Source organism: Paraburkholderia sp. ZP32-5 (assembly GCF_021390495.1).
GTDB lineage: Bacteria > Pseudomonadota > Gammaproteobacteria > Burkholderiales > Burkholderiaceae > Paraburkholderia.
Genome location: NZ_JAJEJP010000001.1, coordinates 1976929 through 1997470 on the forward strand (window position 1 = coordinate 1976929; position 20542 = coordinate 1997470).

The window sequence follows — 20542 nt, forward strand, 5'->3', positions numbered from 1 at the left end:
GGCTTATGGACACGCAGTTCCTCGCCAACTTTCTGCTGGTCGTCGATACCGGGTCATTTGCCGAGGCGGCGCGGCGGCTCGACCTGACCGCTTCGGCGGTCGCGCAGCAGGTGCGCGCGCTCGAACGCGAACTGAATACGCGTCTGCTGGCGCGCTCGGGGCGCACGGTCCAGCCGACGGAGGCGGGGTATCGGTTGCTCGAGCGCTCGCGTGGCCTGCTGCAGGACATCACCGATCTGCGGCTCTACGTCAACGATCAGCCGTCGGTCGGCGAGCTGCGGCTCGGCACCATCAACACGGCGCTGCACAGCATCGTGCCCGACACGATGGCAGCTTTTGCCGCGACGCATCCGCAGGTCAACGTGTCGATTCGCTTCGGTACATCGGCGGCGCTGTTCGACGCGCTGCAGGCGGGGGAGCTGGATGCGGCGGTGTGCCTGCATCCGCCGTTTGCGTTGACCAAGGGCTTCGCGTGGGAGCAGTTGCGCGAGGAGCCACTGGTGGTATTGGCGCCGGCAAGCCTGAAAAAGCGCGACGCGCACGAGTTGCTGCGCAGCGAGCCGCTACTGCGTTACGACCGCACGCTCGGCGGCGGCCGCCAGGCGGATCGCTATTTGCGCCGGCATGGCATCGCGCCGCGCGAGCGCTTCGAGCTGAACTCGATCGTGGCGATTGCGATGATGGTCGAGCGAGGCCTGGGTGTGTCGCTGCTGCCGGATATCAGCTCGCCGCTGACGGCATCGTTGCGAGTCGCGCGGATCGCGTTGCCCGATGAGGTCGAGCGGCGGCGCTTCGGCATTATCTGGCCGCGCAGTTCGGCGCGGCTTCAGTTGATTCTGGGGCTGGTGACGGCGGCACGCGAGGTAATCGCCGCGATGCCGGGTGGGCGGGGGTGATGTGCATCCGGAGATGGCGCGCCGGACCTGAGAAAATTTGCGAATGTCTCTGGGAGGGGCCGGCACGCGCATTTGTCGAGATTGTGGCGTGCCGGATGGGTTCATCTGCGAATGTGCGGGAGGGCCGATACGCGCATTCGCGGAGATTGCAGCGTGCCGATAGCGGCTCCTTCCTGTATCTCGATTGATCCTGCCTGCGGTGCGTTGGCCTCTGCACAGTCCGCGAGCCGTCGTCGATCAGGCGCCGGTCGTTCCCGGCTGTTCCTGCGAACCCGGCAACTCCGCCTGCACGGCGCCTTCGAGAAAACGGCGCGTGGATTCGAAGGCCTGCAGCATCTGATCCGGCCACGGCGTTTGCAACATGACCGCCTGATGGTTTTCGAATGCCGACGACAGCAGTTTTGCCAGCTCGGGCGAGCGAAGATGACGCAGCACGACGCTGACCGCAATCGCGGTGGCCTGGCTCGCGCCGGCGGTCTGGAGTTCCGAAGCGGTGAGTGCCGCAAGCTGTTTGTTGATGTCCACTGAGACTTTCCTGGATGAAAAGGAGAATGAAGGCGCGCTGGCCGATCCAAGATTCTGACATGCGCCGCGTGCGGTCGTGAAACGACGCGCCGGCTGTGTCGAATAGCGGCGGCCTGGCTGCCTCGGGTCTGCCTCGGCTGCTGGCGTGCTACTCGCGCTCGCTCATCGCGGTGATCACCTTGTCGAGCGCGGTGCCGAGCGCGGCCTTTTCGTCGTCATCGAGACAATCGAACATATCGCCGTTCCACTTGCGCGCGATCGGCATCACCTTGCGGTATAGCGCGCGGCCTTCCGGTGTCAGCGAAACCAGCACCACGCGGCCGTCTTCGGCGCTGGCCTCGCGCTGCACGAGCCCCTGGCGGATCAACGCTTCGGCCGCGCGGCTCGCCTGGCTCTTGTCGAGATTGGCGTGGCGCGCGAGTTCCATGATCGAGAACGGGCCGAACGATCCGACCGCGGCAATCACGCGCGCCTCGGGCAGCGTTACGCCGAGCTTGGCCTGATAGCGCGCGCTGATGCCGCGCTCGGCGAGCTTGTTCAGCACATGCAGACGGTACGTGAGGAACTGCTCGAGCCCGGCTTTTGCGGAGTCCTTCATGGTCATCCCGTAGTAGTGGAGCGGTCGTGGCGCTGTGATTGTTGCCGCAGCCGATTTGCCGGTCAACGCAGCGCGTATTTCAGACGTGTTAGCTGCTCCGCCTCGTTCGCGAGCAGGCTTGCGGCGTCGCGAATCGCGACGTCGAGCGTGATTGGCCCGGGCGCCGGCGAGAAGCAGCCGCTGAAGTGTTCGGCGAGACGCGGCAACGCGGCCGGATCGATCGCGCCGGACAGCAGCGTGGCAGGCACGCCCGCGGCCCGCGCATGCGCGCAGGCGATGAAGGGCGCCTTGCCGTGCAGCGTTTGTACGTCCGAGCGGCCTTCGCCGGTGATCAGCCAGTCGGCGCCGGCAAGCGCTGCATCCAGCCCGATTTGCGTTGCGACCGTTTCGGCGCCCGGTTCGAACTGCGCGCCGAGCATATGCAGCGCGAAGCCCAGACCGCCGGCCGCGCCCGCGCCCGGCAGCTCGCGCGCGGTGCGCCCCAGCGCGGCTTCGAGCAGATCGGCGAAGCGCGCGAGCGCCGCGTCGATCGGCGCGACCTGTTCCGGCCGCACACCTTTTTGCGGGCCGAAGATCGCGGTCGCGCCATGCTCGCCGGTGAGCGGATTGTCGACGTCGGACATGCCGACGAATTGCGCATCCGCGAGCCGTGCATCGAGCAGAGAGGCATCGACCCGGGCCAGCCGCGCGAGTTGTTCGGGCGTACCTTCGAGCGCGTTGCCTTGCGCATCGAAGAGTTGCAGGCCGAGGCCGGTCAGCAGCCCCGCGCCGCCATCGTTCGTGCTGCTGCCGCCGAGCGCGACGAAAAAGCGCCGCACGCCGGCATCGAGCAACAGGCGGATCGCCTCGCCCATGCCGCGCGTGCTACGCGCCTCGACCGGCACGCTCATGCCGACCGGGTCCGTGATACCGACGACCTCGGCTGTCTCGATGATGGCGCTGCCATCCGCGAGCAGGCCTGTCAGTGCTTCACGCGTCGGGCCGGCCGCACCGCGCACGCTGAGCGTGCGCCGCTCGCCGCCGCTTGTGAGCATCGCGTCGAGCGTGCCTTCGCCACCGTCCGCCATCGGGCAGATACGCACATCGGCACCCGGGCAGGCGCGCCGGATGCCGGATGCAATCGCCTGCGCGACCTGTTCCGCGCTGAGCGAGCCCTTGAATGAATCGGGAGCGATGACGACGACGGGCGAGGGCGACGAATTCGGCATGGTGTCTCTGAAAAATTGGAATCGTTGTGAGCAGACGCGAGAGCGGACGACGCGACCGGATGATGGCGGGCCCCACCGAGTTCGTTAGCTTATCAGCATGGACGCGTCGGCTGAATAGGTCGAACGGCATAGGCGGAATCGTCTGGATAGACGTCCGGGACGCGGGTTGCCGCGCGTGGGCGGCAAGCATAAGTCGTATGAGGAAACCGGCCGGAAGACCGCGCTGCGAAACGGGCTGCCAGCGAGAGACAGCGTGCGCTGACGCGGAAGCGAAAAACGTGCGGTGTGGGCAAAAAGCGGCCTGAAATGGCCCACAAAGCTGCCGGAATACGCGCAAACGCCGATGCAAACATCGAATCCCGGCTAGGCGCGCAAATAGTTTGCTAAAATATTCGGCTCTTTGGACTCAACCGTGCTCGCGGCGGCCTGCAAGCCCGCGGCGCAGGCGCATGATCGATGGAATCGGTGCGAAGCGACATCGAAAGGCGGCACGGAGAAGATAACTGATTCGCTCGAATAATTTTAGGACGATTGAAGCCATGGCTAACGTTGTTGAGAACCTCGGCAAGCTCGAACGCCGCGTGACGATTTCCCTGCCGAAGGATGCCGTGCAGAAGGAAGTGGATTCGCGTATCCGTCAACTCGCGAAGAACGTGCGCATGCCGGGTTTCCGCCCGGGCAAGGTGCCGCTCAAAATGGTGACGCAACAGTATTCGGGTCAGGTGGAAGCCGAAGTGCTGAGCGACAAGGTCGGCAAGGAATTCTTCGACATCAGCCGCGCCGAGAACCTGCGCGTCGCGGGTCAACCGAGCTTTGCGCCGAAGACCGACGCGGCTGAAGGCGATTACGCGTTCGACGCGACCTTCGAGGTGTATCCGGAAGTGAAGCTGGGCGATGTCGCCACGGCTGAAATCGAGCGCACCACGACGACCATCAGCGAAGCGGAAATCGACCGCACGCTGGACATCCTGCGCAAGCAGCGCGTGCATTTCCACGCTCGCGGTGAAGCCGGCGAGCACGGCGACGGCGGCGCCGATACGGCAGCCAAGGACTCCGACCGCGTGACGGTCGACTTCGTCGGCAAGATCGACGGTGAAGTATTCCAGGGCGGCAGCGCTGAAGATTTCGCGTTCGTGCTGGGCGAAGGCCGCATGCTGCCGGAATTCGAAAACGCGGCGCGTGGTCTGAAGGTCGGTGAAGCGAAGGAATTCGATCTGAAGTTCCCGGACGACTATCACGGCAAGGACGTGGCGGGCAAGACCGCACAATTCACGATCACGATGAAGACGATCGAATGGCCGCATCTGCCGGAAGTCGACGCCGAGTTCGCGAAATCGCTCGGTATCGAAGACGGCGATCTGACCAAGATGCGCGGCGAGATCAAGGACAACCTCGAGCGCGAAGCCAAGCGCCGCACGCAGGCGATCGTCAAGAATCAGGTGATGGACGCGCTGCTGAAGATTTCGGAACTCGACGTGCCGAATGCGCTGATCGAACAGGATCAGGAACGCCTCGTCGCCATGGCGCGCCAGGATCTGGAGCAGCGCGGCGTGCCGAACGCGAAGGACGCGCCGATTCCGGCCGCAATGTTCAAGGAACAGGCTGAGCGTCGCGTCAAGCTGGGCCTCGTGCTGGCCGAGCTCGTGAAGGCGAACGAACTGCAGGCGAAGCCGGAGCAGATTCGCGCGGAAGTCGATGAATTCGCGAAAAGCTACGAAGACCCGAAGGAAGTCGTCCGCTGGTATTATTCGAACCAGCAACGTCTTGCCGAAATGGAAGCGTATGTCGTTGAAGCCAACGTCGTCGATTTCGTGCTCGGCAAGGCCAAGGTGACGGACAAGGAAGTGAGCTTCGAAGAACTGGCAAGCGCAACGGCGCAAGCGTAAAGCGTCGCTGCAACGGCGTGCTGGCTGTCGGAGCAACCGGCGGCTTGCACGCCGTTTTTTTGTGCCGTTCAGACGGTTGCGTTCAGCACATAGCTGCGCGGCGCGTGCGTGCCTCAGGGCACGTTTAAGGCACTTGAATACGGGTTCGCCGCACCAACCTTTGTCCAGCATCTAATATTCAGGATATTTCCAGACAAGGATCCATTGCATGACCTTTCGCGCCCAAATGCTGGACACGTTGACCTCCCAGTCGTCACGGGATCTCGAAGCGCAGGCACTCGGTCTGGTGCCGATCGTCGTGGAAACGAGCGGCCGGGGCGAGCGCTCGTATGATATTTACTCGCGTTTGCTGAAGGAACGTATCGTGTTCCTGGTCGGCGAGGTGAACGATCAGACGGCCAATCTCGTCGTTGCGCAGATGCTGTTTCTCGAAAGCGAGAATCCGGACAAGGACATCTATTTTTATATCAACAGCCCGGGTGGTTCCGTGTCGGCGGGTATGGCGATTTACGATACGATGCAGTTCATCAAGCCAGACGTCTCCACGCTGTGCATGGGTCTCGCGGCGAGCATGGGCGCGTTCCTGCTCGCAGCCGGTGCGAAGGGCAAGCGTTTCGCGTTGCCGAACTCGCGCGTGATGATTCACCAGCCGCTCGGCGGCGCGCGCGGTCAGGCATCGGATATCGAGATCCAGGCGCGTGAAATTCTGTACTTGAAGGATCGGCTGAATCATCTGCTTGCACACCATACGGGACAGCCCGTCGAACGTATTGCGCGCGACACGGATCGCGACAATTTCATGTCCGGCGACGATGCGCAAGCGTACGGTCTCGTCGATCAGGTGGCGCACAAGCGTCCTTGAACTGGTACGGTTTTGCTCCGCCGTTTTGCCGGGAAGCGGGGCAAAACTGTCATCAGGCCGGTTGTGACATGATCAACATCCGTCCGGGCGTCTGCGGCAAGCGCCGTCATCCTGCTCACTAGCCCTGTCGCGCCCAAACTGCGAGGCAGGGGCAAACGGCGTATTATGTAATCCGGTGTCCGGAGGCTCACACATCTATGGCGGACAAGAAAGGTTCTAACAGCGAAAAGCTGTTGTATTGCTCGTTTTGCGGCAAGAGCCAGCATGAAGTCAAGAAACTGATTGCTGGACCGTCGGTATTCATCTGCGATGAATGTATCGACCTGTGCAACGAAATCATTCGCGACGAAGCTGCAGGCGCGGGTATCGAAGCGGGCTTGTCCAAGTCCGATCTGCCGACTCCGCAGGAAATCCGCGAAATCCTCGACCAGTACGTGATCGGTCAGGAGCGCGCGAAGAAGATCCTCGCGGTCGCGGTTTATAACCACTACAAGCGCCTTAAGCATCTCGACAAGAAAGACGAGATCGAGCTGTCGAAGAGCAACATCCTGCTGATCGGTCCGACCGGCTCCGGCAAGACGCTCCTCGCGCAAACGCTCGCGCGCCTTCTGAACGTCCCGTTCGTGATTGCCGATGCAACCACGTTGACGGAAGCCGGCTACGTCGGCGAAGACGTCGAGAACATTATTCAGAAGCTGCTTCAGAATTGTAATTACGAAGTGGACAAGGCCCAGCGCGGTATTGTCTATATCGACGAAATCGACAAGATCAGCCGCAAGTCCGACAACCCGTCGATCACGCGTGATGTATCGGGTGAAGGCGTGCAACAGGCGCTGCTGAAACTGGTCGAAGGGACGATGGCGTCGGTGCCGCCTCAAGGTGGTCGTAAGCATCCGAATCAGGACTTCATTCAGGTCGACACGACAAACATCCTGTTCATCTGCGGCGGCGCGTTCGACGGCCTCGAGAAGGTAATCGTCGATCGTACCGAAAAAACTGGCATCGGCTTCGGTGCGAGCGTCAAGAGCAAGCAGGACCGCGATGCAGGCGAAGTGCTGCGCGAAGTGGAGCCGGAAGATCTGATCAAGTTCGGCCTGATTCCGGAGTTGATCGGCCGTCTGCCGGTGGTCGCGACGCTCGGCAAGCTCGACGAAGCGGCGTTGATGAAGATTCTCGTCGAACCGAAGAATGCGCTCGTCAAGCAGTACCACAAGCTGTTCAACATGGAGCGCGTCGAACTCGAAATCCGTCCGGCCGCGCTGCAGGCAGTGGCACGCAAAGCGATCCGCCGCAAGACGGGCGCGCGAGGTCTGCGCTCGATTCTGGAACAGGCGTTGCTCGATGTGATGTACGACCTGCCGCAAATGAAAGGCGTTAGCAAGGTCATCATCGACGACAACGTTATCGACGGCGACGGCAAACCGCTACTAATCTACGAAGACGCGCCAAAGGTCGCGGGTTCGAACTGATCGGCTTACGGGTTCTGCAAAAAAAGCCGTTCATGGCGACGTGAACGGCTTTTTCGTTTATCGTGTGGTCAGATTGGTTGTTTTCACTATGGAGTCATTGAACCTTCGGAGTCTCTGAACTTTTCCCACACGCGAAGGCTTGCAATATTTTCTGCTGGCCTCACCTATCGAACGAACTGATTCCACTCATGGGGAAATGAAATGTCAGGAACCCAACTCCTCCCGCCGGAACGCATTACGTTGCCGCTGCTCCCGCTGCGCGACGTAGTCGTTTTCCCGCACATGGTGATTCCGCTCTTCGTAGGCCGCCCGAAGTCGATCAAGGCTCTCGAAGCAGCGATGGAAGGCGGCAAGCACATCATGCTCGTCGCCCAGAAAACGGCTGCGAAAGATGAGCCGACCGAAAAGGACATGTACGAAGTAGGGTGTGTTGCCAACATCCTGCAAATGCTGAAGCTGCCCGACGGCACCGTGAAGGTGCTCGTCGAAGGCTTGCAGCGCGCGAAGACGCTTTCCATCGAAGAACAGGAAACGCAGTTCTCGTGCGAAGTCATGCCGCTCGAACCCGACCACGCCGACAGCGCTGAAACCGAAGCACTGCGTCGCGCGATCGTGTCGCAGTTCGACCAGTATGTGAAGCTGAACAAGAAGATCCCGCCGGAGATCCTGACGTCGCTGTCGGGCATCGACGAGGCCGGGCGTCTGGCCGATACGATCGCGGCGCATCTGCCGCTCAAGCTCGACCAGAAGCAGCACATCCTCGAGATGTTCCCGGTGATCGAGCGCCTCGAGCATCTGCTCGCGCAACTCGAAGCCGAGATCGACATCCTTCAGGTCGAAAAACGTATCCGTGGGCGCGTAAAGCGTCAGATGGAGAAGAGCCAGCGCGAGTACTACCTGAACGAACAGGTCAAGGCGATCCAGAAGGAACTCGGCGAAGGCGAAGAAGGTGCGGATCTCGAAGAACTCGAGAAGCGCATCACGGCTGCGCGCATGCCGAAGGAAGCGAAGAAGAAGGCCGACGCCGAGCTGAAGAAGCTCAAGCTGATGTCGCCGATGTCGGCGGAAGCGACGGTCGTGCGCAACTACATCGACACGCTGATTGGCTTGCCGTGGCGCAAGAAGAGCAAGGTCAACAACGACCTGTCGAATGCGGAGCGCGTGCTCGACGAAGACCACTTCGGTCTCGAGAAGGTGAAGGAACGTATTCTCGAGTATCTCGCGGTGCAGCAACGTGTCGACAAGGTCAAGGCGCCGATCCTGTGCCTCGTTGGGCCTCCGGGTGTCGGTAAGACGTCGCTGGGCCAATCGATTGCACGTGCAACGAATCGCAAGTTCGTGCGTATGGCACTCGGTGGCGTGCGCGACGAGGCCGAGATTCGCGGCCACCGTCGGACCTACATCGGTTCGATGCCGGGCAAGATCCTGCAGAGCCTGACCAAGGTCGGCGTGCGCAATCCGCTCTTCCTGCTCGACGAAGTCGACAAGATGGGCCAGGATTTCCGTGGCGATCCGTCGTCGGCGTTGCTCGAAGTGCTCGATCCGGAACAGAACCATACGTTCGCCGATCACTATGTTGAAGTCGACTTCGATCTGTCGGATGTGATGTTCGTCGCGACGTCGAACTCGCTGAACATTCCGCCGCCGCTGCTCGACCGGATGGAAGTCATCCGTCTGTCTGGCTACACGGAAGACGAGAAGGTCAGCATCGCGCAGCGTTATCTGTTGCCGAAGCAGAAGAAGAACAACGGTCTCAAGGATGGCGAGATCGAAGTGACGGAAAGCGCGATCCGCGACATCATCCGTTACTACACGCGTGAGGCCGGTGTGCGTTCGCTCGAGCGTGAAGTGTCGAAGATTTGCCGCAAGGTCGTGAAGATGCTTCTGCTGAAGAAGGCGGAAGGCGCGGTGAAGGTCGACGGCAGCAACCTCGACACGTTCCTTGGCGTGCGCAAGTACGACTTCGGTCTGGCCGCGAAGGAAAATCAGGTTGGCCAGGTCACGGGTCTCGCGTGGACGGAAGTGGGCGGCGATCTGCTGACCATTGAAGCCGCTGTGATGCCGGGCAAGGGCAACGTCACGCGCACGGGCTCACTCGGCGACGTGATGAAGGAATCGGTCGAAGCAGCGCGTACGGTGGTTCGCTCGCGTTCGCGTCGTCTCGGTGTCAAGGACGAAGCGTTCGAGAAGCAGGACATCCACATCCACGTGCCGGAAGGTGCGACGCCGAAGGACGGTCCTTCGGCCGGTATCGCGATGACGACGGCGCTGGTGTCGGTGTTGACCGGTATTCCGGTGCGTGCCGATGTCGCGATGACGGGCGAAATCACGCTGCGTGGCGAAGTTCTGCCGATCGGCGGGTTGAAAGAGAAGTTGCTCGCGGCACATCGCGGTGGCATCAAGCTCGTGCTGATTCCGGAAGAAAACGTCAAGGATCTGACGGAGATTCCGGACAACGTGAAGAACGCAATCGAAATCGTGCCGGTCCGCTGGATCGACAAGGTGCTCGAACTGGCGCTCGAACGTGTGCCGCAGCCGTTGCCGGAAGAAGAGCCCAAGCCTGCAACGCCCGTCGCGGCTGAGCCGGGCAAGGACGGCGCCACCGAGGTTGTGAAGCACTGACGCCTGAAAAGCGCTGAAACAATCGGACGCGCGAAAGCGCTGGCAGCAGCGCTTTAATGTGATCTGAACAAAAACCCGCGGCTTCGGCCGCGGGTTTTTTATTGCCCGCAAGGTTTGACGAAGGACAAGAAAAGGTCCTGTATTCCCACATCGTGGGTGCGCTGAAAGACGTTCCGCATTTCTGTGCCGATACGCTGATCCCGCAGCGATATTGGCCAATAAAAAAGTCCCTCTAAAACCGCTCAGATCAGGCTCAACCCCGCTTGACACAAGGGTTTCGGCCACATCTAATGAGGCGGCCCGGCCTTACAGCCGGCCGCATGGAGCGAGGCGCAGGAAAGCACTATCACAATTGCCATACATTCTCGGGGGTAGGAATGAACAAGACGGAATTGATCGATCACATCGCTGAGCAAGCTGATATCTCAAAGGCCGCGGCCGGCCGTGCACTCGATGCAGTGATCGCGGGTGTCAAAAATACGTTGAAGAAGGGCGGTTCGGTTACGCTCGTCGGCTTCGGCACGTTCGCAGTCGGCAAGCGCACGGCGCGCACCGGACGCAATCCGCGCACCGGCGCCGCAATCAAAATCAAGGCAGCGAAGGTTCCCAAATTTAGGCCTGGTAAAGCGCTGAAGGATGCGCTAAACTAATGGGCTTGCTGCTTGAGGAATTGCCTGAGCCGGCTTGTCTGGAGATGGCGGCAGCAACGAAGCACTGAATCACGAAACGGGTGCTTAGCTCAGTTGGTAGAGCGGCGCCCTTACAAGGCGTAGGTCGGGAGTTCGAGCCTCTCAGCACCCACCAGTTTCAGATTCAAGAACAGTGTTTCAGCAGCGAATGCAGCAAAGCGCAGTATAAGGAGTGGTAGTTCAGTCGGTTAGAATACCGGCCTGTCACGCCGGGGGTCGCGGGTTCGAGTCCCGTCCACTCCGCCAGTATCCACGAAAGGCGAACTCCGGTTCGCCTTTTTTATTGCCCGCTGTTGTAAGATCGGGCGTTCTGTTTTTGGCACCCCTTACGCATGCTCGATTTTTTCCGCAATCACCAACGCCTGATGATGTTCATGCTCATCCTCGTCATTTTGCCGGGGTTGGGTTTTGTGGGTATCCAGGGCTTCCGCGGCTTCTTTGACGAAAGTGCAAACGTCGCGAGTGTCAACGGCCACAACATTACCCGCGTCGAATATGACGACGCGATGCGTCAGCAACTCGATCGCGCTCGTCAGGTGCTCGGCGCGCAGTTCGATATGAAGACGTTCGATACGCCGGAGCATCGCCGCGAAATCCTCGACGGCATGATCGAGCAGCGTGTGCTGGCCGATGAAACGCAGCGCCTGCATCTGACGGCATCTGACGATGCCGTGCGTCGCACACTGATGGCCGATCCGGTGATCTCGTCGCTGAAGAATCCCGATGGCTCGATCGATATCGAGCGTTATAAGCAATTGCTCGCGATGCAGGGTATGACGCCCGATCAGTACGACGAGCGCGTGCGCTATACGCTCGCGATGCAGCAGTTGCCGGCGAGCATTCAGGGAAGCGCGTTCACGTCGAAGACGCTGGCGCAGCATCTGACCGAACTCGCGTTGCAGCAGCGTGAAGTGCAGGGCATCGCGTTCCATCCGCGCGACTATGCGGCGCAGGTCCAGCCGACCGACGCGCAACTGCAGGCCTACTACGATGCACATCGCAACGACTTCTCCACGCAGGCTACCGCGACGATCCAGTACGTCGTGATGTCGCCGGCCACTCTGTCCGACTCGGTTCAACCGAGCGACGCGGATCTGAAGAAGTACTACGACGACAACCTTGCTCATTTCCGCACCGAAGGCGAAGTACGCGCGAGTCACATCCTGATCGCGGCGCCGAAGGATGCGAGCGCGGCCGACAAGGCGAAGGCAAAGCAGAAAGCCGAAGAAGTGCTCGCCCAGGTCAAGGCACATCCTGACCAGTTCGCGCAGATCGCGCAGCAGAATTCGCAGGATCCGGGTTCGGCGTCGAAGGGTGGCGATCTCGGTTACTTTGGTCGCGGCATGATCGCAGGCGGTCAGGCCTTCGACGACGCGGTGTTCGCGCTGAAGAAGGACGAAATCAGCGGCATCGTGCAAACGGACTTCGGCTTTCATATCGTCAAGGTCACGGACGTGAAGCCGACGGTCACGCGCTCGTTCGATGAAGTGAAAGACCAGATCACGAAGGAGTTGAAGGCGCAACTGGCTGCCAAGGCGTTCACCGACAACTCGGAAGGTTTCACGTCGCTCGTCTATGAAAAGGCGAAGAGTCTGCAGCCGGCCGCGGACAAATACAAGCTGCAGGTGCAGACCGCGACGGTCACGCCGCAGCCCGATCCGAAACTGCCGCCCGATAGCCCGCTGAACAACCCGAAGTTCCTCGAAGCGGTATTCGCGAACGACTCGGTGTCGGCGCATAACAATACGCAGGCAGTCGATGTCGGCGGCAACACGCTGATCTCGGCACGCGTGACCGACTACAAGCCTGCCGCAGTGCCGGCCTTCGACGCGGTCAAGGACGCAGTGCGTCAAAAGGTGATCGCCGCGCAGTCGGACGAAGCCGCGCACAAGGACGGACTCGCGAAGCTGGCCGAGTTCGAGAGGTCGAAAACGACCACCGGTTTCTCGTCGCCGCTGAAGGTGTCGCGCAATGATTCGCAGGGCGTCCCGCCCGCGGCGCTGAGCGCAATCTACAAAGTGGATGGGCAAAAATTGCCGGCTTACGTCGGTGTCGATCTCGGCGACGACGGTTATGCGATCTATCGCGTGAACCAGGTCGTGCCCGGCACGGCAATCGACCCGCACACTCTCGCCGCGTCGCAGCAGCAGGTCGCGCAGGTCGATGCGCAAACGCAGGCGGAAGCCTTCATCAAGGCGTTGCGCGAGCGTTCGAAGGTGAAATTCTACGGTTCGGTGGATACCGCCCCGCAGACGGCCGACCAGTAAGCGTCATTGCCGGACTGTATGGACCGAACAAAAGAAAGCCCCGCGAGTGCGGGGCTTTTTTCATTCTGGCGATCGGCACGAGATTGACATGCGTGCCCGTCAATACGCCATCAGTCAGAGGCGGTGAAAAAGCGATCGCCCGCTACCGGACAGGTGACGGCATTACAGACATCCGCTGATCGCGCTGGTCGCCTGACTACCGCCGGCACCGGCCGAGCGGAAGCCGACCCACGAACCCTGGCCGTTCGGACGTACCACCGCGGCGGCACCGTTAGGCGGTTGCTGACCCGGAACGTAGACATCCATTGCCTGATCGTTGGCGAGCATCGTTTGCGAGACCACCTGCTGTTGCGAAGCGTCCGCCCATTTATGCGCGATGCAGGTACCGACGGCGCGTGGCGGTTGCTGGCTTTGACCGACGGATTGGACGCCGGCGGGAGGTTGGCCGGCGCAGGCAGAGAGGGCAACAGTCAAAGCGATTAACGGTAGGTATTTCACGTTATCTCCTCAGGAGTCGCTCAAGAATGAGCCGGGTCGCACGGCATCGCGAAAGTGCAACAACTACTTCGGCAACGCGTGTTCCCCTAGTTCCAGAAACAAGTCGTCAGCAGCCTTCAGTGCGGCGAACTTGTGCGAAGGAGTGGCTTGACAGCGGGCCACACGTTGTCGAGTAGCACGGGCTGTGCCTGCTGGGTCGGATGAATCTGATCGGCCTGGAACATGTCCGGTTTATCCGCGATACCGGCGAGCAGGAAGGGCACGAGCGGCACGTGAAATTCCTTCGACAACTGGCCGTAGAGGCCGTGGAACTTCTGCGTGTAGTCGGGGCCGTAATTGGGCGGTACGTACATACCGATGAGCAGGACCTTCGCGTGACCTTGCTGAGCCTGCTCGATGATCGTGCGCAGGTTGTCCTCGGTCGTGGAGAGCGGCACGCCGCGCAACGCGTCGTTGGCACCGAGTTCGACGATCACGATGTTCGGCTTCAGCCGTTGCATCAGCGCGGGCAGGCGTGCCCGTCCGCCGCTTGTCGTGTCGCCGCTGATGCTCGCGTTGGCGACGCTATAATCGATTCGCTCTTCGGCCAGACGCTGACGCATCAACGCGACCCAGCCGGTGTCGCGGGGCAGGCCGTATTCGGCGGAGATGCTGTCGCCGAGCACGACGATCACCGGCTTCGCGGGCTCCGGCGCATTAGCCGCATGAACCGGTAAGGGCAATACAACCAGCGCGACGGCCATCATGGCCGTGCCGACTGCCGCGGTCAACACCGCGGCGCGAGGGGCGATGGCGCGCACTTTCAACCTACGCTTCACCATGCCAAACAGAACTGATCCAGTCATCGAAGTGCGGGGTTTGTGCAAGAAGGTTAAGGATGCAACAGGCGAGCTGACGATTCTCGACGACATCGATCTTGCGATCGATGCCGGCAGCAGCGTCGCGATCGTCGGTGCCTCCGGGTCGGGCAAGTCTACGCTGCTCGGCTTGCTCGCGGGATTGGACAGCGCAAGCGAGGGCTCGGTTCGGCTACTCGGCCACGAACTCGGCGAATTGAATGAAGACCAGCGCGCGGCATTGCGCGGCGGCGCCGTCGGCTTCGTGTTCCAGTCGTTTCAACTGATGCCGCATCTGACCGCGCTCGAAAACGTCACGTTGCCGCTCGAACTGCGAGGCGGCATCAGTACACGCGACGCCGCGCAACGTGCGCGCGAACTGCTCGATCAGGTCGGGCTGGGCAAGCGCACCGGACACTATCCGAAGCTGCTGTCCGGCGGCGAGCAACAGCGCGTTGCGCTCGCGCGTGCGTTCGTCACGCGTCCGGCGATCCTGTTCGCCGACGAACCGACCGGCAGCCTCGACGCGGCCACCGGCCACGCGGTGATCGATCTGATGTTCGAGATGAATCGCGCGCACGGCGCGACACTCGTGCTCGTCACGCACGACATCGAACTGGCGCGCCGCTGTGACATGACGGTGACGATCGAAGCAGGGCGGCTCGCGTAACGAACTGAGCGGGACGTACAGCTCAACGCATCGGGCTCGCTGCGAAAGTGAAAGCATTACAACGAGCCCGACTCCAACGAGTCGGACCGCAGCGAGCCCGACTCGCTGCCTCAGATATCACCGCTTCAACGCCGCGCGTGCCCGTGCAATCAATGCCGATGTCGACGAATCGTGCTTCTTCGCGTCGACGCTCGCCGCCGTCAGATCGGCCTCGACCACCTTGCCGAGAATCTTGCCGAGTTCGACGCCCCATTGATCGAATGGATTGATATTCCACACCGACGCCTGCACCAGCACCTTGTGCTCGTAGAGCGCGATCAAGGCGCCAAGCGAACGCGCGGTCAGCGCGTCGAGCAGCAGCGTCGCGGTCGGCCGGTTGCCGGGGAACACGAGGTGCGGCGCCAGTTCGGGCTTGTCCGGACCGGCCACTTTCTTCGCCTCTTCGAGCGTGCGGCCGAGCATCAGCGCCTCGCTTTGCGCGAAGCAGTTCGCAAGCAGCTTCGGATGATGGCTCACGAGCGGATGCTCTGGCGTGAGCACCGCGATGAAGTCGATCGGCACGATCGTCGGACCCTGATGCAGCATCTGGAAGAACGCGTGCTGGCCGTTCGTGCCAGGTTCCCCCCACGTGACCGCCGAGGTCGGATAGTCGACCATCGCGCCGTCGAGCCGCGCCGACTTGCCGTTGCTTTCCATCTCCAGTTGCTGCAGATACGACGGCAGAAAATGCATCGCTTCCGAGTACGGCGCGACCAGGTAGCTTTGCGAGCCGAAGAAATTGCGATACCAGATGCCGATCATGCCGAGCAATACCGGCAGGTTCTTCTCCAGCGGTGCATCGCGGAAATGCTGATCCATCGCATTGGCGCCGGCGAGCAGTTCGTCGAACTGCTGCGGGCCGACTGAGATCATGATCGACAGACCGACGGCCGACCACAGCGAATAACGGCCGCCGACCCAGTCCCACATCTCGAACACGTTCTCTTTCGCGATGCCGAATTTGACGACCTCGGCCGGATTCGCCGACACGCCGACGAAGTGCTTCGCGAGCGCGCTCTCGGGGCAGCCTTTCTGGATGAACCACTCGCGCAGCGAGCGCGCGTTGGTCATCGTTTCGAGCGTCGTGAAGGTTTTCGACACGATGATTGCGAGCGTCTCTTCGGGGTCGATCTGCTGCATCACGTTGTACAGATCGGCGCCGTCGACGTTGGACACGAAGTGCGTGGAAATCTCCGCCGCGGCGAGGTGATGCAACGCATGCACGACCATCTTCGGCCCGAGATCCGAGCCGCCGATGCCGATGTTCACGACATGGCGAATCCGCTTGCCGGTATAGCCGGTCCACGCGCCGCTGCGAACCTGCTCGGCGAAAGAGGCCATCTTCGCGCGCTCGGCCTTCACTTCGGCGAAGAACGGCGCGTTCGGATCGGTTGCGCGCAACGCGGTGTGCAACGCGGCGCGGCCTTCGGTCGGGTTGACGACCTCGCCGGCGAACATCGCGTCGCGGCGCTTCTCGACGCGGGCTTCGCGCGCGAGTTGCACGAGCAGCTTGAGAGTTTCGTCGGTGATGCGGTGCTTCGAGAAGTCGGCGGCGAGACCGCCGCCAGCGAACGTGAAGCGCTCGGAACGCGTGGGAGCGGGATCATTCTCGGGAGCGAACCAGTCGCGCAGATGCGCATCGCGAATTTTCTCGTAATGGGTCTGCAGCGAGGACCAGGAGGGGAGCGAGTTCTGGGTCATAGCGTCCGTCTAACCAAGGGGCAGGAAGGAAGGCGCGCGCATGAAGCGCGGCCGAGAGTGATGCGGCGATGCAGTCAGAGCGATGCCGCGCGGCCGGGCTCGGTTCTGGCGGCCGGCGGAAACTCACGGATTTCGCGAAGCTTGCAGACCGCGCGAATCTCGCGAAGTGCGAAGCGCCGCGCGCCCGTTGAAGTCCCGCCGCCACCCGCGATCGATCCGACGCGCGGCGTAGACAACCAGTATAGCGGGGATGCGTGACCGGCAGCAGCGCATGATGGCGCTGCCCGCATACAGGGACGATAGCGCTCGATACGTGTGCGGCATGCGACGTGAGCGTCGACGTGGACGTCGATGCGAATGCCGATGCAGGTGTATCAGCCAGCCGTCAACGGACAGGGCGGATAGAACAGCCGGTTGAGCAGGCTTCGCACCATCGGCGCGAGTTCGCCCGCCGTCAGACCGGCTGGCCCGTGACCTTGCGCGGTCAGCGTATCGGCGGCGAGGCCATGCAGATACACGCCCGCGAGCGCCGCTTCGTAGCGTGGCAGATGCTGTGCGAGCAGCGCGCCGATGATGCCGCCGAGCACGTCGCCGGTACCGCCGGTCGCCAGCGCTGCGTTGCCGGTCGGGTTGATCGCGAGGCGTCCGTCGGGCGCGGCGACGATCGTGCCGACACCCTTCAGTACCACGATGCTCGCAAAGCGCGCCGCGAGCGAGCGCGCGGCCGCCAGCCGGTCGCGCTGCACCGTCGGCGCGTCGCTGCCGAGCAGGCGCGCGGCTTCGAGCGGATGCGGCGTCAGGATGCACGGATCGCCTTGCACGCCGCGCGCGGTGACTTCGGCGGCCAGCGTGGGGTCCTTCGCGAGCAGATTCAGCGCGTCCGCGTCGAGCAGTTTCGGCACGTCGAGTGGCAGCACGTCGTGCAATACGCGCGTTGCGATGTCGCGATGGCCCATCCCGCAGCCGATCGCCAGCGCATCCATTGCATCGAGCGGCAGCGTGTCGATTGCGTGCAGCATCAGTTCGGGGTGCGGCGGATCATAGGGCGGGGCGCCTTCGCCGAGCAGCGCGACGTGGACCTTGCCCGCGCCGCTGTAGAGCGCCGCGCGCGCCGCGAGGATCGGCGCGCCGCACATGCCGGTGTCGCCGCCGACCACCGCGAGGCTGCCGAAGGTGCCCTTGTTGGTCGCGAAATCGCGGGGCGGCATGAAGCTGCCAAACAGTTCGGGGGCGTTCAGTTGGATCGATGAGCGGGGGGTAGTGCTACGGGCGCCGCTACCGTCGCTGTCAGCGCCGTTACGCGTGCTGCTGTCGCTGCCATTGCTGGCGCTACCGCCATCGCCACTGATACCTCGGCTCAGGCCGAGCGGCGCGACCGTTACGCGGCCCGTGAGGTCGCGTCCTTGCGCGGTGAAAAGCCCCGGTTTTGCGCCAATGAACGTGATCGTATGCGTCGCATGGACCACCGCCGCGCCGCTGCCGCCGACCACCGCGCCGGTATCGCTGTCGAGGCCGCTCGGCACGTCGAGCGCGAGTACCGCGCCTTGCGTCGGACAGGCGTTCGCGCGTTGTGACAACTGTCGGGCGAGCGTCGCGAACACACCGTCGAGTGGACGTGCAAGGCCGATGCCGAACATGCCGTCGACGAGCCAGCCATAGCCGTCGAGCGATGCTGGCGGCACAGCGCTCAGCGGCACGCCGGCGGCACGCGCGGTATCGAGCGCCCAGCGCGCGTCGGCGGGCTTCACTTCGACCGGCATGCACACGTCGACGGCGATGCCTGCCTTATGCAGCTCGGTTGCAACCACCAGCGCATCGCCGCCGTTGTTGCCGGGGCCCGCGATCAGCCATACACGCTGCTGCGACTTCGTCACCGAGGTATCGGCGGCGATGCGTTCGAGCAGCCAGCGCGCGGCCGCGTGGCCGGCGCGCGCCATCAGCGTGTGTTCGGGCAGCGCGGCCGCGGCTTGCGATTCGGCGACGCGCAGATCAGTCAGCGTAAGCAATGGCAGCGCGCGTGGGCATGCGGCATTCAGAGGGTCGACCAGCGTGAGCGGCGTGTTTTCTGCATCGGTCATGGCGAAACCTGGCGGTTCGCCCGCGGCGAGGCGGGCAGGTTCTGGAATCGCTATGGTAGTGCCGATGCACGCGCGGTGCGCGGGCGCTTTGCCGTGCGTGCATCGGCAAAGCAGCGGGAGGGGAACGAGAGGGAAGCGGGAAGGCAGCAGTACGTCGATTCGCGACGGTAACGGCGGCCGAAACGAAGCTCATCCGCCCAAGCCGCTCAACACGGCGCGGAACCTTACTGAAAGCGCTCTGGCCGCAACGCGGCAAGCGTGTCCGGCGCGAGCGTCGGCGTCTGCCCCGAAACGAGTTCGGCGACGAGCTTGCCGGCGCCGCACGCGAGCCCCCAGCCTGCCGGTCCGTGGCCCACGTTGACGAACAGCCGCGGATGCAGCGCGTTGCCGATCACCGGCAAGCCATCCGGCGACAGCAGCTTCACGCCTTCCCACGGCAGCGCCGCCGAAATCCGCGCGGCGCCCGGCATCCAGTCGTGCGTCGCCTGGCCGAGCAGCGCGAGCGCTTCTTTCGTCACGGCCTCGCCGAGCGGCTTGTCGATCTGGCTGGCGCTTTGCAGCACCGCGCCACCGGCGATCCGCAGTCGCTGGTTCATGCGGCTCATGCCGATGCGCTTGACCGCGTCGACCATTGCCACATGCGGCACGCATTCCTCGTGAGCGATCGGCGCGACCAGCGTATGCAGCCGCAGCGGATGCAGCGGCAAGCGCAAGCCGGCGCGATCGAGCAGCGCGAGGCTGCCGTAGCCGGCCGCGACAACCACCGCGTCGGCGTGAATCACCTCGACCTCGCGCGAACGCGATGCGGGCTCGCGCGGCGCCAGCTGGACCGACGCGCGCTGGCCTTCGAGACGGATCCCCGACACCTCGCAGCCCGGCATGAATTGCACGCCGCCCTGGGTATCGAGCACCTGTTTGAGCAGCTTCGCGAAGAGTGGGCAGTTGGCCGTGCGTTCGTGCTCGAACAGCACGGCGCCGGCGAAGGCCGGCTCGGTGGGTACCGCATGCTCGAAGGCCGCGCATTCGGCTGCCGTCATCACATGATGCGGCACCTCGAACTGACGCAGCAGGTCGAGCGCCGCCGCGCTCTGTTCCCATTCGTGCGCGGCGCGCACCAGGTACAGCAGCCCGCTCGCCTGTTCGAATTCGAGCCCGAAGCGCGTTTCGACGTCGGCCATCGACTCGCGCGACGATTCGATCAGCGGACGCAGCAGCGCGTACTGACGGGCGAACGCGTCGGGTTCCTGCAATTCGGCGAGCTGCTTGACGAACTGCCGTGCCGGCCCAGTGAAACCGGTCTTCGCGATGATGCCGTTTTTCGCGCTGTGGCGGCTCGCCATGAAGGTCGGGCCGAACCAGACGTCGAGCGGCGTGGGCAGCACGGTGCCGCCTTGCCCGTAGGTCGCGCCTTGCGCGACGGTTGCGTGGCGCTCGACGACACATACGCGGTGGCCGGCCGCGCGCAGGTGATAAGCGGTGGCGACGCCCGCTATCCCGCCGCCAATGACGATGACATCCATGCTCTGATTCAATGTGCCGACAGGCGGCTGAGGCGCGCGCCCGTTGGATGTGACATGCGGTGCACCGCGGCGAAGGTTCGGGCCGCGCGCGCCGATCTGGTGAAAGGCCGAATGATAGCAGTCAAACCGTCTGAAAAGTCGACCGGACGGTCACCCAAGGCCGCCCATCGGGCTACCC

The 20542-nt window shown here is 62.9% G+C and carries 16 protein-coding genes and 2 tRNA genes; 10 read left to right on the top strand and 8 right to left on the bottom strand.

The window, feature by feature from the left end:
- The first annotated feature begins 5 nt into the window (after positions 1–5).
- Positions 6–896, top strand: a complete 891-nt coding sequence (locus L0U82_RS08370) for a LysR family transcriptional regulator (RefSeq protein WP_233829913.1) — start codon at positions 6–8, stop codon at positions 894–896.
- Between the two features lie 237 nt (positions 897–1133).
- Here the strand turns inward: L0U82_RS08370 and L0U82_RS08375 are convergent, their stop codons facing one another.
- The 3 genes from L0U82_RS08375 to L0U82_RS08385 form a co-directional block, all read right to left on the bottom strand.
- Positions 1134–1421: a hypothetical protein gene (locus tag L0U82_RS08375; RefSeq protein ID WP_233829915.1), complete on the bottom strand. Its 288-nt coding sequence runs from the start codon at positions 1419–1421 to the stop codon at positions 1134–1136.
- Positions 1422–1569: 148 nt separating this feature from the next.
- The gene (locus L0U82_RS08380; RefSeq protein WP_233829917.1) at positions 1570–2019 is read right to left on the bottom strand and encodes a MarR family winged helix-turn-helix transcriptional regulator; all 450 of its coding nucleotides are present in this window, start codon (positions 2017–2019) and stop codon (positions 1570–1572) included.
- Between the two features lie 62 nt (positions 2020–2081).
- The gene (locus L0U82_RS08385) at positions 2082–3227 is read right to left on the bottom strand and encodes a glycerate kinase (RefSeq protein WP_233829919.1); all 1146 of its coding nucleotides are present in this window, start codon (positions 3225–3227) and stop codon (positions 2082–2084) included.
- 539 nt (positions 3228–3766) lie between these two features.
- Here L0U82_RS08385 and tig point away from each other — a divergent pair.
- The 8 genes from tig to L0U82_RS08425 all read left to right on the top strand — a co-directional run bounded on the left by tig (position 3767) and on the right by L0U82_RS08425 (position 13022).
- A complete protein-coding gene (gene tig / locus L0U82_RS08390; RefSeq protein WP_233829922.1) occupies positions 3767–5113 on the top strand; it encodes a trigger factor in 1347 nt (448 codons plus the stop codon).
- Positions 5114–5321: 208 nt separating this feature from the next.
- Positions 5322–5975 (top strand): ATP-dependent Clp endopeptidase proteolytic subunit ClpP, encoded by a 654-nt coding sequence (clpP, locus tag L0U82_RS08395; RefSeq protein WP_013089401.1) that lies wholly within the window; start codon positions 5322–5324, stop codon positions 5973–5975.
- A 197-nt stretch (positions 5976–6172) separates the two neighbouring features.
- Entirely contained in the window at positions 6173–7444 is a 1272-nt protein-coding gene (gene clpX, locus L0U82_RS08400) for an ATP-dependent Clp protease ATP-binding subunit ClpX (RefSeq protein ID WP_085481416.1), read from the top strand.
- Between the two features lie 201 nt (positions 7445–7645).
- Complete coding sequence (lon, locus tag L0U82_RS08405; protein ID WP_233829923.1) at positions 7646–10066, top strand: endopeptidase La; 2421 nt, start codon at positions 7646–7648, stop codon at positions 10064–10066.
- Between the two features lie 320 nt (positions 10067–10386).
- Complete coding sequence (locus L0U82_RS08410; protein WP_267929321.1) at positions 10387–10716, top strand: HU family DNA-binding protein; 330 nt, start codon at positions 10387–10389, stop codon at positions 10714–10716.
- 78 nt (positions 10717–10794) lie between these two features.
- A tRNA-Val gene (locus tag L0U82_RS08415) sits at positions 10795–10870 on the top strand.
- Between the two features lie 54 nt (positions 10871–10924).
- Positions 10925–11001, top strand: a tRNA-Asp gene (locus L0U82_RS08420).
- A gap of 86 nt (positions 11002–11087) precedes the next feature.
- Entirely contained in the window at positions 11088–13022 is a 1935-nt protein-coding gene (locus tag L0U82_RS08425; protein ID WP_233829925.1) for a SurA N-terminal domain-containing protein, read from the top strand.
- A 162-nt stretch (positions 13023–13184) separates the two neighbouring features.
- Here the strand turns inward: L0U82_RS08425 and L0U82_RS08430 are convergent, their stop codons facing one another.
- Positions 13185–13520: a hypothetical protein gene (locus tag L0U82_RS08430; RefSeq protein ID WP_233829926.1), complete on the bottom strand. Its 336-nt coding sequence runs from the start codon at positions 13518–13520 to the stop codon at positions 13185–13187.
- A 116-nt stretch (positions 13521–13636) separates the two neighbouring features.
- Positions 13637–14341: an arylesterase gene (locus L0U82_RS08435; RefSeq protein WP_233829927.1), complete on the bottom strand. Its 705-nt coding sequence runs from the start codon at positions 14339–14341 to the stop codon at positions 13637–13639.
- Between L0U82_RS08435 and L0U82_RS08440 the strand changes: the two genes are divergently transcribed.
- The gene (locus tag L0U82_RS08440; protein ID WP_233829929.1) at positions 14340–15026 is read left to right on the top strand and encodes an ABC transporter ATP-binding protein; all 687 of its coding nucleotides are present in this window, start codon (positions 14340–14342) and stop codon (positions 15024–15026) included. The two genes, L0U82_RS08435 and L0U82_RS08440, sit on opposite strands and share 2 nt — an antisense overlap.
- Before the next feature lie 117 nt (positions 15027–15143).
- Here the strand turns inward: L0U82_RS08440 and pgi are convergent, their stop codons facing one another.
- From pgi to L0U82_RS08455, 3 genes are all read right to left on the bottom strand, one after another.
- Positions 15144–16766 carry a glucose-6-phosphate isomerase gene (pgi, locus tag L0U82_RS08445; RefSeq protein WP_233829931.1) on the bottom strand — a complete coding sequence of 541 codons (1623 nt, stop codon included), beginning with the start codon at positions 16764–16766 and terminating at the stop codon, positions 15144–15146.
- A gap of 374 nt (positions 16767–17140) precedes the next feature.
- Positions 17141–18844, bottom strand: coding sequence for an NAD(P)H-hydrate dehydratase (locus L0U82_RS08450; RefSeq protein ID WP_233829933.1), 1704 nt, complete (start codon positions 18842–18844; stop codon positions 17141–17143).
- A 224-nt stretch (positions 18845–19068) separates the two neighbouring features.
- A complete protein-coding gene (locus L0U82_RS08455) occupies positions 19069–20364 on the bottom strand; it encodes an NAD(P)/FAD-dependent oxidoreductase (RefSeq protein WP_233829935.1) in 1296 nt (431 codons plus the stop codon).
- Between the last annotated feature and the right edge of the window lie 178 nt (positions 20365–20542).

Bases quoted from the DNA above. Each gene is read 5' to 3' on its own strand.
- L0U82_RS08370 (WP_233829913.1), top strand. From the start codon at position 6: ATGGACACGCAGTTCCTCGCCAACTTTCTGCTGGTCGTCGATACCGGG.
- L0U82_RS08380 (WP_233829917.1), bottom strand. From the start codon at position 2,019: ATGAAGGACTCCGCAAAAGCCGGGCTCGAGCAGTTCCTCACGTACCGT.
- L0U82_RS08385 (WP_233829919.1), bottom strand. From the start codon at position 3,227: ATGCCGAATTCGTCGCCCTCGCCCGTCGTCGTCATCGCTCCCGATTCA.
- tig (WP_233829922.1), top strand. From the start codon at position 3,767: ATGGCTAACGTTGTTGAGAACCTCGGCAAGCTCGAACGCCGCGTGACG.
- clpP (WP_013089401.1), top strand. From the start codon at position 5,322: ATGACCTTTCGCGCCCAAATGCTGGACACGTTGACCTCCCAGTCGTCA.
- clpX (WP_085481416.1), top strand. From the start codon at position 6,173: ATGGCGGACAAGAAAGGTTCTAACAGCGAAAAGCTGTTGTATTGCTCG.
- lon (WP_233829923.1), top strand. From the start codon at position 7,646: ATGTCAGGAACCCAACTCCTCCCGCCGGAACGCATTACGTTGCCGCTG.
- L0U82_RS08410 (WP_267929321.1), top strand. From the start codon at position 10,387: ATGGAGCGAGGCGCAGGAAAGCACTATCACAATTGCCATACATTCTCG.
- L0U82_RS08425 (WP_233829925.1), top strand. From the start codon at position 11,088: ATGCTCGATTTTTTCCGCAATCACCAACGCCTGATGATGTTCATGCTC.
- L0U82_RS08440 (WP_233829929.1), top strand. From the start codon at position 14,340: ATGCCAAACAGAACTGATCCAGTCATCGAAGTGCGGGGTTTGTGCAAG.
- L0U82_RS08435 (WP_233829927.1), bottom strand. From the start codon at position 14,341: ATGGTGAAGCGTAGGTTGAAAGTGCGCGCCATCGCCCCTCGCGCCGCG.
- pgi (WP_233829931.1), bottom strand. From the start codon at position 16,766: ATGACCCAGAACTCGCTCCCCTCCTGGTCCTCGCTGCAGACCCATTAC.
- L0U82_RS08450 (WP_233829933.1), bottom strand. From the start codon at position 18,844: ATGACCGATGCAGAAAACACGCCGCTCACGCTGGTCGACCCTCTGAAT.
- L0U82_RS08455 (WP_233829935.1), bottom strand. From the start codon at position 20,364: ATGGATGTCATCGTCATTGGCGGCGGGATAGCGGGCGTCGCCACCGCT.